This window comes from Desulfogranum marinum (assembly GCF_016918565.1).
In the GTDB taxonomy this organism is placed as follows: Bacteria; Desulfobacterota; Desulfobulbia; order Desulfobulbales; family Desulfobulbaceae; genus Desulfogranum; species Desulfogranum marinum.
This window is the reverse complement of the sequence record NZ_JAFFQD010000036.1, coordinates 42,232-56,328: the sequence shown is the minus strand read 5'-3', so window position 1 is coordinate 56,328 and position 14,097 is coordinate 42,232. Positions and strand designations below refer to the sequence as shown.

Annotated in this window: 12 protein-coding genes, 1 tRNA gene and 1 other RNA gene; 9 read left to right on the top strand and 5 right to left on the bottom strand. The window is 49.3% G+C overall.

The genetic code is table 11. The annotated features are described in order from the left end of the window. Positions 1-862, top strand: an 862-nt coding sequence (locus tag JWH17_RS17690) for a fibronectin type III domain-containing protein (protein ID WP_205223987.1), incomplete at its 5' end; no start/stop codon positions are given. 332 nt (positions 863-1,194) lie between these two features. Here JWH17_RS17690 and JWH17_RS17685 read toward each other — a convergent pair. The 3 genes from JWH17_RS17685 to JWH17_RS17675 are packed head-to-tail and all read right to left on the bottom strand — an operon-like array spanning position 1,195 to position 3,576. Next, positions 1,195-2,061 (bottom strand): deoxyribonuclease IV, encoded by an 867-nt coding sequence (locus JWH17_RS17685; protein ID WP_205223986.1) that lies wholly within the window; start codon positions 2,059-2,061, stop codon positions 1,195-1,197. A gap of 11 nt (positions 2,062-2,072) precedes the next feature. After that, on the bottom strand, positions 2,073-2,825 hold the full coding sequence (gene surE, locus JWH17_RS17680; RefSeq protein ID WP_205223985.1) for a 5'/3'-nucleotidase SurE: 753 nt from the start codon (positions 2,823-2,825) through the stop codon (positions 2,073-2,075). Positions 2,826-2,829: 4 nt separating this feature from the next. Next, complete coding sequence (locus JWH17_RS17675; protein WP_205223984.1) at positions 2,830-3,576, bottom strand: DUF1499 domain-containing protein; 747 nt, start codon at positions 3,574-3,576, stop codon at positions 2,830-2,832. Positions 3,577-3,972: 396 nt separating this feature from the next. On the opposite strand from JWH17_RS17675, the gene JWH17_RS24425 reads away from it, so the two are divergent. Continuing rightward, a complete protein-coding gene (locus JWH17_RS24425; protein WP_205223983.1) occupies positions 3,973-5,346 on the top strand; it encodes an HD-GYP domain-containing protein in 1,374 nt (457 codons plus the stop codon). Between the two features lie 160 nt (positions 5,347-5,506). On the opposite strand, the gene JWH17_RS17665 is transcribed toward JWH17_RS24425, so the two are convergent. Then, the gene (locus JWH17_RS17665; protein ID WP_205223982.1) at positions 5,507-7,336 is read right to left on the bottom strand and encodes a M48 family metallopeptidase; all 1,830 of its coding nucleotides are present in this window, start codon (positions 7,334-7,336) and stop codon (positions 5,507-5,509) included. 99 nt (positions 7,337-7,435) lie between these two features. Here JWH17_RS17665 and JWH17_RS17660 point away from each other — a divergent pair. The 7 genes from JWH17_RS17660 to JWH17_RS17630 all read left to right on the top strand — a co-directional run bounded on the left by JWH17_RS17660 (position 7,436) and on the right by JWH17_RS17630 (position 12,950). Further along, positions 7,436-7,512, top strand: a tRNA-Ile gene (locus JWH17_RS17660). Positions 7,513-7,666: 154 nt separating this feature from the next. Beyond that, on the top strand, positions 7,667-8,512 hold the full coding sequence (locus tag JWH17_RS17655) for a Nif3-like dinuclear metal center hexameric protein (RefSeq protein ID WP_205223981.1): 846 nt from the start codon (positions 7,667-7,669) through the stop codon (positions 8,510-8,512). A 79-nt stretch (positions 8,513-8,591) separates the two neighbouring features. Further along, the gene (locus tag JWH17_RS17650) at positions 8,592-9,323 is read left to right on the top strand and encodes a zinc ribbon domain-containing protein (RefSeq protein WP_205223980.1); all 732 of its coding nucleotides are present in this window, start codon (positions 8,592-8,594) and stop codon (positions 9,321-9,323) included. Beyond that, a complete protein-coding gene (locus JWH17_RS17645) occupies positions 9,313-9,909 on the top strand; it encodes a ribonuclease HI family protein (RefSeq protein ID WP_205223979.1) in 597 nt (198 codons plus the stop codon). Before JWH17_RS17650 ends, JWH17_RS17645 begins: the two co-directional genes overlap by 11 nt. A gap of 144 nt (positions 9,910-10,053) precedes the next feature. Then, positions 10,054-10,425: RNase P RNA component class A (rnpB, locus tag JWH17_RS17640), an RNA gene on the top strand. Positions 10,426-10,439: 14 nt separating this feature from the next. Further along, a complete protein-coding gene (gene ispD, locus JWH17_RS17635) occupies positions 10,440-11,651 on the top strand; it encodes a 2-C-methyl-D-erythritol 4-phosphate cytidylyltransferase (protein ID WP_332468440.1) in 1,212 nt (403 codons plus the stop codon). 153 nt (positions 11,652-11,804) lie between these two features. Next, positions 11,805-12,950 carry a M20/M25/M40 family metallo-hydrolase gene (locus JWH17_RS17630; RefSeq protein WP_205223978.1) on the top strand — a complete coding sequence of 382 codons (1,146 nt, stop codon included), beginning with the start codon at positions 11,805-11,807 and terminating at the stop codon, positions 12,948-12,950. A gap of 34 nt (positions 12,951-12,984) precedes the next feature. On the opposite strand, the gene selD is transcribed toward JWH17_RS17630, so the two are convergent. Beyond that, the gene (selD, locus tag JWH17_RS17625; protein WP_205223977.1) at positions 12,985-14,040 is read right to left on the bottom strand and encodes a selenide, water dikinase SelD; all 1,056 of its coding nucleotides are present in this window, start codon (positions 14,038-14,040) and stop codon (positions 12,985-12,987) included. Between the last annotated feature and the right edge of the window lie 57 nt (positions 14,041-14,097).

Sequence of the window (14,097 nt, the reverse complement as noted above, 5' to 3'; positions counted from 1 at the left end):
CTCCCAACTAACAGCTATTGATAACCAGCCGCGCAGGGTTTCTCTATCATGGAAAGAGGACAGCGATCCACATACTCGAGGCTACGCTCTGTTCAGGGCCACTAACACAAACGGTCCTTTTTCCCAGATCGATTTTATAGATGGGCGGCAGAGCAAAGAAACAGTTGACCAGGGTTCTTTCAACAGCCCGCTACAGGACAACACTCGCTATTACTACAAACTGCAGGCTGTTAATGTGGTGGATAACCACTCACAGGATTCAAAAATTGCTGCAGCCACAACCAAGCCCGTCCCCAAGGCCGTAAAAGCCTTGGCCCTCTCTCAAAATCTTGTCAAAAAAGCCGAAATCGGATGGCAGCCAAATCCAGAAAAAGACATTTACCAGTATGAAATTTTTCGTGGCAACCAGGCAGACAATATATCAAAAAAAGTAGCCACGATCCCTGCCGGTCGATACAAATTTACAGATACCGGGCTTGCCGACGGTCGCACCTACTGGTACGCAATCCGCGCCATTGACCGCGACAGTCTCAAAGGTACATTTTCCGCCCCTATTAAAAAGACGACCAAGCCACGACCAGCACCTCCTACCAGTCTCCAAGCCTCTGCCAATGGGCAAAGCATCCTGCTTACCTGGGACAAAAACAGCGAACCGGATATTGTGTACTACAAGGTAATGACTGTCGGATTTCTCGACAAAGAGATCGGACGCACCTTTACCAATCGGTTTCTTTTCAGGCAAGATATCCAGGCAGACAGGGAATACAGGTTTCAAATAGTGGCAGTAGACAAAGACGAGCTGGAGAGTGGGAAATCAACAATTGTCTCCATCCGCACCCCTCCGATTGGCGGAGAAAAGTAACCAGACATAGGAGAGCTGTGCACTTCAACCGTTAGTTCAAATTCTCATTAACTTTTTGATTTCAAACTCAATGAAAAGTCTGTTTTTTTCTTTAAATCAAAAAGTTCCCCCTTCGAGTTAGTCATCGAAACAGACAGGGGACTGATTTTATTTCTCTTTTAAACCCGGGAGACAGATTAATTTTCATAAAAAACCATGAAAAAAAATCAGTCCCCTACCTCATTACCGAGAAATTTAGGTAAGCGAAGACTCCGATCTGTCTCCCGAGTCCCCAAAAAAATGGCTGAGTTTCATGGGTAATCAGAAATCAAAAAGTTCCCCCTTCGGGTTAGTCATCGGCTGGCCTGCGTAATAAGTGAGCGCAGCAGCTGCAGGTTTTCCTTATCCTCTTTCAGGTCTTTGCCTTTGGGAGTTTCCAGAGTCATCGGCAGGTCCTTGAACCTGGTATCATTGACGAGCTGACGAAATCCCTCCAGTCCAATACACCCCTTGCCGATATGCTCATGGCGATCGACCCTGCTGCCGCATTCCTTTTTCGAATCATTGAGATGAAAAAAATAAACATGTTCCAGCCCCACGGCATCCTCCAGCGCTGCAAATGTTTGCTGGTAGCTCGCAGCATCACGCAAATCGTAACCAGCGGCAAAGATGTGGCAGGTATCAACACAAACCCCCAGGTGAGCCCCATACCGACTGCGTTGCAACAGCCAGCCCAGTTCCTCAAATCTGCTTCCCAGCCCTGTTCCTTGGCCTGCAGTGGTTTCAAGCAGCAACCTTGTTTTATGACCGGCAATGTCTGCCTCCACAAACGCAGCATCAAGATTCTTCGCCACATTTTCCAGGCCCTGCTCAACCCCGTCACCACCATGGCTGCCGGGATGAATAACAACATATTCTACGCCCAACTGCCGGCACCGGAGCAGTTCCGCAGCCAGCGCCTTGACCGCTCGTTCAGCTTTTGCAGCATCAGAGCTGGCAAGATTAATCAGATAAGAAGCGTGGGAAGCGACCGGCATCCAACCGGTTTTTTCCCAGGCGCTACGGAACAAGGCGATTTCCTCCTTTTGCATTGGCGGTGCCTGCCACTGCCTCTGGTTGCGGGTAAAAATCTGCAACGCCTCCCCCCCGACTTCTACAATCCGGTCAAACGCCAGCTGAATCCCCCCAGCTACCGATTCATGGGCTCCCAATAACGGCATTCGCTCCTCTCCTACATTTTCCAACGTTGCTCAAGGTAATCCAGGCCGCTGTGGTTGGTCACATCCAACTGAATCGGCGTCACTGAAATGTATCCCTGACGGACCGCCTGCTCATCGGTGTTACTTCCTCCTGACCAGTGCACCGTTCCCCCACCGATCCAGTAATGTTTCCTCCCCCCTGGATCAAACGTTTCCTGGATAGCATCCTTATACACTCTTCGCCCCTGACAGGTAAAACGTATCCCATGTATTTTATCCGCCGCAAGAGGCGGAACATTAATATTAAGTAAACTCCCGGGAGGCAGTTTAAAGGCAAGCGCCATAGAGGCAAGCTTCCAGGCAACCCCTGCAGCAACCTCAAAATTAAACGGCTGACTCCCTTCCAGGGAAAACGCCAGAGAGGGGATATCGTACATGGTGCCTTCAATGGCTGCGGAAACGGTCCCGGAATAACTGATGTCATCCCCAAGATTGGCCCCGGGATTAATACCGGAAACGATCAATGCCGGTCGCCTGTCCAATATCTTGTTCAAGGCTATGGTTACACAGTCTGTCGGAGTCCCATCAAGAGTATAAATGTGCTCGTCCAGCCGCACCACCCGTAGCGGTCTATTCATGGTGATCGAATGACTCACCGCCGAATTGTCGCGTTCCGGTGCAACCACTACTGCCTCACCCAGCGTGGCGACAGCGTCGTGCAATGCCTGCAAACCGGGTGCATGCACTCCGTCATCATTGGTGACTAAAATAAGAGGTTTGGTCATTCTTTCACTCTGCCAGTTCGTTTTCCACGATTGTTAACAAATCCTTTACCCGTGCCGCATTCTTGCCAAAATCACTCACCCCAACCCTGGAAGCAGACCGAATATCAACCCGACTACCAGCTGCTGTTGCGGTGACCCGTATAACCACGTCATCTATAAATCGAAAAAAGGCAGTTACGCTTACAGCTTCAATCCGCCCTTTACCCGGGTCTTGCTCTACAATTCGCCACCCTTTTTCCTGCACCGCCTTGAGACAGGCAGCATACACTATGTCGGTCCCCTTAGTGCTCACCAAGGGCACAATCTCAGGATATGCAGCAGCCTGTTGCTCAGCAACGACCTGCCCAGCGTACTGAGCACTGTTTTCCCCCTGCCGGCGCTGTTGTGCAAGCACTGTAAAAGCAGGCGGATTACCAGTATCTGTTGTTATATCGTGGATCGGTGGCACCCCCTTGCTTTTCACCCCCAAGACCAGGATAGCCATAACCGGCAACAGAGAAAGGCCAACCGCTAAAAAAGCACTTCTCCCCCCTGCCTGTCGCCCTCTTTTAAACTGCAGATACGCAAAAAGCAGACTGAAAAAACCTATGCTTGCCATGATCAGGCTTGCGATGGCGACACTTATAAGCGCTGTACGCCAGGGAAGGAATGCATATCTTAACCCGGCAAAACAGAAAAATATTCCGACCAGTAACACGCACTGGCACGCCACCAGCCAATGCCCCCGCGACCTGCCGTTATTCTCAACCATTTTATCCACCTTTGAACTCATTATTTATCTGATTATCCATGAAACTCGGCCGTTTTTTTTGGACTCGGGAGACAGATCGGAGTCTTCGCTTACCTAAATTTCTCAGTACTGAGGTAGGGGACTGATTTTTTTTCATGGTTTTTTATGAAAATTAGATAGCGTAGACTTCGATCTGTCTCCCGGATTTAAAGAGAAATAATATCAGTCCCCTGTCTGTTTCGGTAGATAATTGGCTGAGTTTTGTACGTAATCAGAATTATTTATGACGGCATCGTAAAAATTCTGATTTCCTGCGCTTGCCATCTATGTCACGGACACAGGAGCTGTATCGAAAAAAATGTTGTTTTCTTGCAACCAGATCTTTCGCTAACTATAATCCATACTAAAAGGGCCTTCGTGTACAAACGTACGGCAACCAATTCAGAACACTATAATCGCATTGCAACGCGCCAGACCTACCAAAAAATGATCGAAAACAAAGGCTCAATCATTCTTAAATCCGTCAATACGGATACAGCTCAAGGCGAAATTACTGCCTATCTCCGAAAATACGCCAAAAATATCCCGAGTGACGAAATCCCCGAACTACTGCAGGAGCTGCCGGTTGTTTTAGCCAGAAATGTTCCCGAACTCACTGCCAGAAGAGTGATGGCAGAGATGCGCAGACTCAGTGCCGACCTGACCTTTATCCCAGCCAGACAAGAACAACAAAAAGATACACAGGACAAAGAGCAACACGGACAAAAAGCCGACCAACGATCGCTGCCTGCAACACCCAAGCCCTCATTAAGGCAAATAACAACAAGGTTCAACCAACTTCTTTCGGCTGACAGCAAAAAAAAATGCACAGAGTCGCTGATAATCCTCTCCATGCTCGGCATTGCGTGGTTGCTCAACTACACTGTGGCTTCGCAATACTTACTGCTTGGTTTTTACAGCCTTCCCCCTGTGATAGCGGCCTATTTTTTCGGCAGGCGCCATGCCGTGCTGACTGCCTTTGCAAGCATTTTACTGGTCAGCCTGATCTACGTCATAAACCCTTCCAGGTTCACAGGATCCGACGTTGTCGGTCTGGGCGGAGTCGATCAGTGGTACCACCTTGCCTGCTGGGGTTGTATTCTGCTTATAACAGCCTATACCATGGGAAGTCTTTACGAAAAAATCCAGGAGAAAATAGCTGAACTGCGGCACACCTACCAGGGGATACTTTTTATCCTCAGACACTTCATCTCCCAGGATGAGTACGCTGAAAACCACTGCTTCCGGGTTTCAATCTATGCAGTGAAAATCGCATCAACCATGGGGCTGCCTGAGGAGCAGCTTGAAGATATTCGCTCAGCCGCCCTTCTGCACGATCTTGGCAACCTGCAGATTAAACGGGAGATTTTAGAAAAGGCTTCAACCCTTATTCAAAAAAACGCGGACGACCCAATAAAACAGGTCGACAAAGAAACGGAAAATCTCCCAGACTGCTCCAGGGGACCACTGAAAAAAATCCTGCCCATGCTTATTGGCCAACGCCAAGGCTACCTTGCCAACCACCAAACACAAGAAAACCTGGAACAGGCCAGAGGTGCTTCAATCCTGGCCGTGGCAGACAGGTATGACAACCTGGTCCATGAAGAATTTCATGAAAAGCCCAGTCCCGAGCAAAGCGCACGTGATGCAATTATCAGCGGTACAGGAAAAGAGTTTGACCCGGAAGTTGTTAAAGCCTTTGCAGCGGCCTTTGACAAAGGCGAGATGGTAATCCCGGATATTATTGTTTAAGAGTAACTATCCAGCAGCACCCCACGGAGCCTGCGCTTACCTCTGCGCACGATCAGGCTGGAAAACATAGCTGTACTATTGTTATCCAGCCTGCTTGTACGCATCTGGAGCACTGCTGAACAGTTACTGATCGAGGTTATGGAGTTATCTCGTGCCTGTGCTATAGATTCTTTGCCTTTTCCGTTTCTTCGCCCCAGCGGCTATTTTGAAAGCGCCGTATCTGCTCCAGATAATAGCGACGATTGCCAGGGTCCAACCGGATAGCGCGCACCTCGGTTTCTATGGCATTTTCGATCAGTCCGTTGGCCCAGAAAGCAGTAGCCAGTGTATCCAACACAAAGCCTTTTTCATCGAGCAACGCTGCTGTCCTCGCAAGCGTTAACGCCCTGACAGGATCACGCAGTTTTTTATCTTTTGCTGTGAGCAGCAGCCAGGCCAGGTTGTTATTGACCTCAACGCTGGTTGGTCTCAGCTTGACTGCTTGCTCATAGGCCTCCACAGCCTTACCTTCCATCTGCTCACTCTGCATCAAATCACCAAGCAAAACAGGCCACAAACTGTTGCCCGGCTCTTGACGAGACTTTTGGAGTAAAACAGCCTCAGCGTATTTCACTTCATAGCCAGCGGAAATTTTCTGCAAATCAAGCTGCTGCACCGAAAAAGACAACCCTGCTATACAACAAAAGTAGAACAGCAAAGAAGCATAGACCTTGCGATCCTGGCGACCAATGGCCTGCCTGTTCTGTTCACATTGCTCCAGAAAACCGATACGTTCCCCAAGGCCGAAATGGTGCCAGTTCTTTTGCTCCCTTCTGGTACCGGTCAGCACTGCGATTTTTTCAAACGAAGAGATCAAATGAACCCCTGTACCCTGCGCACGAAAAACCGACGCATCTGCCTGCCGCTCAAAATTTCTGATAAAAAAACCAAAAATAAACCGAAAATAAACAATCAACAGTATCAAGAGCGGTATCGCGCCAAGAATACCCAGCAAGGTATCGGGAGCAAGGTTGACCTTACCGAGTAACCAGTAATAGGTATCACTGGACAGAATAAAATGAGGCATGGGCCTAGCTAGTGCACCTGCAAGAACACTGAACCCAAGAAAGAGCAGCACATAAAGCACCAGGTGTTTATTTTTTACATGCCCTATCTCATGGGCCAATACACTCTCCAGCTCTTTTTCACTGAGTGCCTCCAGCAATGCAGGCGTTATCAGTAAATACCGAAACCCTGGGACAATCCCCATAATCCCGGCGGTGATCACCTGCCCTTCAAAAAGAGGCCAGCAAAGAATCTCGGAACTAAAGCCCTGGTCACGACAAAAAGCAACTATCTTGTCTCGCATCCGCCCCTCGGGCATGGGCCTGCAGTCCCATAATCTCCGTATCAGCGGTGGAAAAAAAAGAACCAGAAAAAACACAAAGACCGCAAAGAGAATCAAATCTCCCCACGGTGACACCAAGATTTTTTTTAATCCTGGAAAGGGAAGCAAAACCAGGATATCAAAGGTAAAGGAAAGCAGCAGCCACGGCAAAACAATAGGCAGATTGATTTTCACGTTGCTCACCAAAAAGCCAAACGAGGTGTATTCGCGATGAAAGAGCTGCTGATAGAGAGGCCTCGCCCGATACCATATTACGCAGAACAAAAGAAAAAAAGCACCCAAGCCTCCCAGATTCTCTAAAACAGGCAATTTGCCGCCCAGAGATAACGGCTGCAAATAATACTTGAGGTCCAGCACATACACCCAGATGATAAAGCAAACAACTGCAACTATAGAAAGTTTTCGTTCGATGGAAAAATACCGAACCGCCTTTTCGGTTAGAGCCGAAGCGTATAACCTCCTTGCGACAAGACTGAAGCCTGCAAGGAGTAAGGCAGAGGCTATAAATGCCCCCCACCAGGGGATCAGCGGGACCTCAACCGGTGTATTGGTGGAAAAAGTAAAGATGGCCACCAGGAAGTAAATAAGGTTATTGTAAAGCATCCAGATCCCTTGTCGTCGCTCTTTTTTCCGGTGCTAAAAGAAAAAAAGCTTGACGGAATTGTTTTTCTTGATAATATTGTTTGTTTACTGACTTTTTTGGGGCCTATAGCTCAGTTGGCTAGAGCCACCGGCTCATAACCGGTCGGTCCCTGGTTCGAGTCCAGGTAGGCCCACCATTTTTCGAAAAGCTACATTTTTTTTTAGCATTTGAATATATTCATCGGCTTGCGAAAAATTTTGCTGACACCTTCAGCAAAGCATTGTACCCCAATAGTCTATAAAGAGGTGCACCCCCACAGGGTGTGCCTCTTTTTCTTTATAGAGTAATACATGGCGCCAACGGTTCAAGAACTAATTAATATCCTACAAAAAATCGCCCCGGAAGCTCTTGCCGAAGACTGGGATAATGTCGGATTACTCGTCGGCAAGCCAAGCCAACCGATACACAAAGTATTACTGGCACTTGATCCCTCCCCCGCGCTTGTTAATGACGCAGTTGCCAACGATTGCGATCTCATCCTGACCCACCACCCAATCATATTTCGTCCGCTTACATCATTACGTACCGATCATCCCACAGGCCGATTTATAGCATCGGCGCTGCAGCATAACATTGCCGTAATTGGTTGCCACACAAATCTTGATGCTGCATTAGGTGGTGTGAGTGATGTTCTTGCCCAGGGATTGGGACTAATAAACACAAGCCCCCTAGTAGCCGGCCGGAGCGACTGCACCACCGAAAAACGTTGCGGCCTCGGCAGAATAGGTACATACAGCACCGCATTGCAACCGGATGATTTTATCAGCAGACTCCTCCAGACCTGTAGCCCCCCATGGCTGCTTGAAGCCGGCAAAAGGCCGCAGCGAGTAAAGACGGTGGCGGTCTGCGGCGGATCATGCGGAGATTTTGCCGAACGTGCCCTTGCCCAAGGGGCTGACGTTTTTGTAACCGCAGAAATTAAACACTCTGTTGCCCGATGGGCGGAAGATGCAGGTTTCTGGATTATCGATGGCGGTCACTTTGCAACAGAAAACCCGGCAATGGCCGCCCTGCAACAACAACTGCAACAACACCTTGCAGCAACGAATACCCCCATCACCATTACAACCGCGCAGCAGCAGGCACCGCTACGAATAATAAAACAATCAATCGACACTGCTCTTAGGCTGGGCTGAACCCCGCATAAGACAACGAGATATATCCCACCCACAGAACCAAAGCAAGGCCCTTTGACAGGCAATCAAGGAGAACACATTGAAAGAAGAAATAGAAAAACTGATCAACCTCCAGGCAATAGACTCTGAAATTGCCGGATTTGACACAGATATTGCAGAAAAACAACAAATTATAACAGACCGGGAAAAGTCTATCCAGGAGAAAAAAGAGGCCATCGCCGCCTGCCTGGAAAAGACCGAGGCACTCCTGCAGCAGCAGCGTGACACCAATGCCGAAAACGAAGACGCAGGCACAAGAATCAAGGATCGGCAGAATAAAATGATGCAGGTCCAGACAAGTCGCGAACACCAGGCACTGCTAAAAGAAATTGAAGAGAACAAAAAACTGCTCAAAGAGACCGATGAAAAGGTTTTAAACATCATGGAGCAGATTGAAGCAGTAAAACTTGAAGCAACAGAACTGGAAAACCTCTGCTCAGGTGAAAAAGAACTTCTTGAAGAGGAAACAGCGGCGGTCGAAAAAGAGATCAAAAAAATCGACACCACCAGAAAAAAAGTCGCGAGCCAACGCGATACCCTTTCTGAAGACCTCCAGGCAAAATCACTCAAACGATACAACATGCTCCTCAAAAAGCGTGATGGCCTGGCGGTTGTACCAGCTATTGAAAGAGTCTGCCAGGGCTGCTTTATGGCTGTCCCCCCTCAGCAGTTCAATGAAATCCGCAAAGGCGACAAACTTAATCTCTGCCCCAACTGTCAGCGCATTCTCTACTATAAGGTAAAAGAAGAGGAAGTAGCTGTTGAAAAATAATTTGCTGACCAAAAAGCAAATCCTAGACACCCTGGCAGAAAAACTTGACGATGCTCTTCTGACCCAACTTTTCCCAGGCTCTTCTCCCCAGGAAGTAAGATCTCTCCTCACCGGCAACCAGCCTGGTAAACAGGAAAAGACTCCGGCCACAAACGGCTTGCCCCAATCCAGTCCAGCAAAGCAGGACGGGCTGTGTCGACTTTTCACTGATGGTGCCTCGAGAGGCAATCCAGGTCAGGCAGGAGCGGGGGCAGTTCTTTTTAGCCTGGACGGTCACGAACTGGCCACATGTTCCGATTATCTTGGTATTTGCACTAATAATGTGGCAGAGTATAAAGCATTGCTGCTTGGTCTGAAAAAAGCTCTTGACCTTGGCTGTGTTTGCCTGGAGATTAACCTGGACTCAGAGTTGATTGTCCGCCAAATCCAGGGTCGCTACAAAGTAAAAAACGAAGCGCTCAAATTGCTCTACACAGATGTGATGGCAGTGCTTAAGCATTTTACAACCTGGAGCGTCAACCATGTGCCCAGGTCGCAAAATGCCAGGGCAGACGCCTTGGCTAACCAAGGTATCGACCAAAAATAAGTAACTATTCAGCAACACCCCATATCCGCACGATCCGGCAGGAAAACATAGCATTACTATGGTTATCCAGCCTGCTTGTACGCATCTGGAGCACTGCGGAATAGTTACAGATAATCATGTCATGCAAAGCTTGACACACCTTTTGGGGGTGAGCGCATGATCGCTCCGTTTCGTTGAATACGGAGAGGAAAGTCCGAACACCATAGGGTACGGTGGTTCGTAACGCGAACTTCAGGTAACTGAAGGAAAGTGCCACAGAAAATACACCGCCGATGGAATGCCCGGCATTCACAGGTAAGGTTGAAATGGTGAGGTAAGAGCTCACCGCTTCCATGGTGACATGGAAGGCACGGTAAACCACACCGGGTGCAAGACCAAATAGGGAAGTGTTTGAGGGCTACCCGTCCGAAACTTCCGGGTAGGTTGCACGAGGCAACGGGCGACTGTTGTCCCAGTCAAATGATCATGGTCCATCATTGATGGATACAGAATTCGGCTTATAGCTCACCCCCAATTTTTATTACGACGCAGTGAAATCGAATATATCTTCCTCATTCCCGCCGACAGCCGTCATCATTCCAGCAGCAGGGACTGGCTCCCGAATGGGAGGTGACCGGCCTAAACAGTTTCTCGACCTCTGCGGCCGGCCCTTGCTTGTCCGCACCTGCAGGCAATTTCTTACCCTGGAAGCAATCACATCCATTGTCATCGTTGCTCATCCAGACCATGAACTGGAAACAAAAGAGATGCTTTTTACTCATCTCCCTCAACATATTCACCATAAGCTCCTTTTCGCCCAAGGAGGTGCACGCAGGCAGGATTCCGTTCATGCCGGTCTCCACCTTCTCCCTGCAGCAATAGAAATAGTTCTGGTTCACGACGCGGCACGTCCTTTTGTTGACGAGGATACAATTGCTCGCACCATGGATGGCGCACGCACACATGGAGCAGTCATTGCCGCAGTGCCGGTCAAAGACACGTTAAAAAAAGTCATTGCAGATACCTGCATCATCACCACTACTGTTGACAGGTCTGATCTCTGGCAGGCGCAGACCCCACAGGCTGCAGACAAGCAATTACTTCTCTCCGCTTTTGCCAATGCCTCTGCCACAGATTTTCAAGGCACTGACGAAGCCTCTCTGCTCGAACACCTGGGAGTGGAAGTGCAGGTGGTGCTGGGAAACGAGGAAAATGTAAAGATAACCCATCCAGGGGACCTGCAGCTTGCTGAAAAACTGCTCGCCCATGAGAAGATCATGAAAATTGGCCACGGCTACGACGCCCACCGACTTGTTAAGGACCGAAAACTCATCCTCGGAGGAGTGGAGATACCATATCACCTTGGACTGGATGGCCACTCCGATGCCGATGTGGTCTGTCACGCACTCACCGATGCCGTATTGGGAGCAATGGGGGCAGGAGACATTGGACGCCACTTCCCTGACAGTGATGCCCAGTATAAAAACATCTCAAGTATCTTTCTTCTGGAACAGGTCATTGAAAAAGCACAACAGGCTGGACTCCAGCTCGCCAATGCTGATATAACCATCGTCTGCCAGCAACCAAAACTGGCCGGCTATTTAAACGATATGCAACAGAACCTTGCCGGAGGATGCGCCGTGAGTCCGCAAGCGGTCAACATAAAGGCAACAACAACCGAAAAAATGGGATTTACCGGCCGCGGTGAGGGTATATCCGCTCATGCCGTTGTCCTCATGGGGTCAACATACAATGGATATTAACTATTCAGCAGCACCCCAACTCTCCACGATCTGCCCGCTCAGCATACCGATATGTATGGCTAATCGGTCAGCTTGTGAACATTTGGAGCACTGCTGAACAGTTGTAGTTCGGGGTAGATTGACCATTTTCTTATCTTCGCCAAATGGTTACAAATGAATATTAACAGAGAACGCCTGGCAGAAACCTTCGTCCTTTTATGCGAAACCGACAGTCCATCCCGGCAGGAAGGCAGGATGGCAAAACTGCTCAAGGATAAATTTAGCCAACTGGGCGCAACCGAAGTTACAGAAGATAACTCTGCAGCCCAAACCGGCTCTCAATGCGGCAATCTCATTATTCGCTTTGACGGCAGCCTGGACCTGGAACCGATTTTTTTCAGCTGCCATATGGATACGGTTGAACCTGCCTGTGGGATACAGGTAAAAAGAGACGGCGACATGTTTACCAGTGCCGGGGAAACCGTCCTCGGCAGTGATGACAAATCAGGTATTGCGGCCTGTATCGAACTTATAGAAACTTTGCGGGAAAACCGTATCGCCCATCGCCCGCTGGAATTTGTCATCACCACCTGCGAAGAGATCGGACTGCTCGGCGCAAAAGCATTAGATCCGGCATATATACAGGCCAAAGAGGGATACGCGCTTGACTCCACCGGGTTTGCCAAGGTTGTTACCCAGGCACCTGCTGCCAACCGTTTGACCATTACAGTTTATGGTGTTGCCGCCCATGCCGGACTCCACCCGGAGTGGGGCGTCAATGCAATAACCGTTGCAGCCACAGCCTTATCAAGGTGCCCCACCGGCAGAATAGATGCAGAGACCACCGCCAACTTTGGTACCATCACCGGGGGAGCGGCCTCAAATATTGTTCCGGAAAAAGTGGTTATCGAAGGAGAGGTGCGCAGCCACCAGCTAGACAAACTGCACCAAGTAACGCAGGAGATAGAGCAGGCCTGTGCAGCTGTGGCTGCGGAGTGGAACGACCCCACCGGACAAGCAAAAGGTAGCCCGACCATTGATGTCACGGTTCACAATGATTTTCCCGCCATGCGTCTGGAACGGGAAAGCAAGACGATCCACCGTGTTGAAGAGGCGGCTAAACGTATTGGTTTGGACCTGACCTACGAGAAGGCCGGCGGCGGCAGTGATGCCAATATATTCAATGGCTATGGATTACCCACAGCCATTATTGCCACCGGCATGACCAATGTTCACTCAACAAACGAATGCTGTGATCTGCAGGATATGGTTGACCTGACCAGACTGCTGATCAGTTTAAGCACAGCAACCACAATATGATAAAATATCAGCCCGGATTGCTCATCAGTCCGGGTCAGGTAAAAAAAATCCGTCCAGGAACATCACCGGTAATGACCTCACCGATCACCGCACACGGCAAAGGGTAGCCATTACTCTGCAGCAATGATATCAGCCTATGGGCAGCATCCGGCTCCATGGACAACAACAAACCGCCGGATGTCTGGGGATCATATCCCACCATTTCCAACGAGTCCATTTCAGGAAGGGTGGATGAGACCCACTTACTGTAAAAACTGCGATTGGTATACGCACCTTCGGGAATAATGCCCATATCAGCAAATTCAATCGCCTCAGATAATATCGGCAGGCTTCCTGAGTCTATCCTGATGTTCACTCCAGAGGCTTCGGCCACTTCATGCACATGACCGAACAGACCAAAACCTGTAATATCGGTTGCGGCATGCACGCTAACCCTCTCCTCTCCGTCTCCACCAACATACTCCATGGGCTGCCGATTCAGCATCGCCATGGTATCCACCATTTTCTTTTCAATGGCCGCCGACCCCAGCCCACCTTTGATAGCAGTCGAAAGAATTCCTGTACCAAGAGGTTTGGTCAGCACCAGTAGATCGCCGACCCTGGCGCCGCTGTTGAGTAAGATATTTTGCGGATGGACAGTACCGGTAACCGACAGACCATATTTTAATTCCTGATCTTCAATGGAATGTCCTCCCACCAACAGTGCACCAGCCTCCTTGACCTTAGACAAGCCGCCCTCAACAACCTGTCTGAATATCTCGTCGGCCATGGTCTTGACAGGACAGGCAAGGATATTCATGCACAAAAGCGGTTTACCGCCCATGGCATACACATCCGACAGGGCATTGGCGGCAGCTATCTGGCCAAAGCTGAAAGGATCGTCAACAATGGGGGTGAAAAAATCCAGGGTCAGGATTAAGGCGGTTGTCTCGTTGAGTTGATACACCCCGGCATCTTCATTGGTTTCGCAACCAACAATTAATTTTGCGTCCTTGGGCAGGTCAAGCCCACATAATATACGGCCCAGGTCCCCTGGGCCCAGCTTAGCAGCTCAACCGGCTGCTTGTACTGTCTGGGTCAGTCTGGTCATTTGTCAGTTTTATAGAAAAAATTACAATGTCGATGAGGTTGTTTATTCAGTAAATTT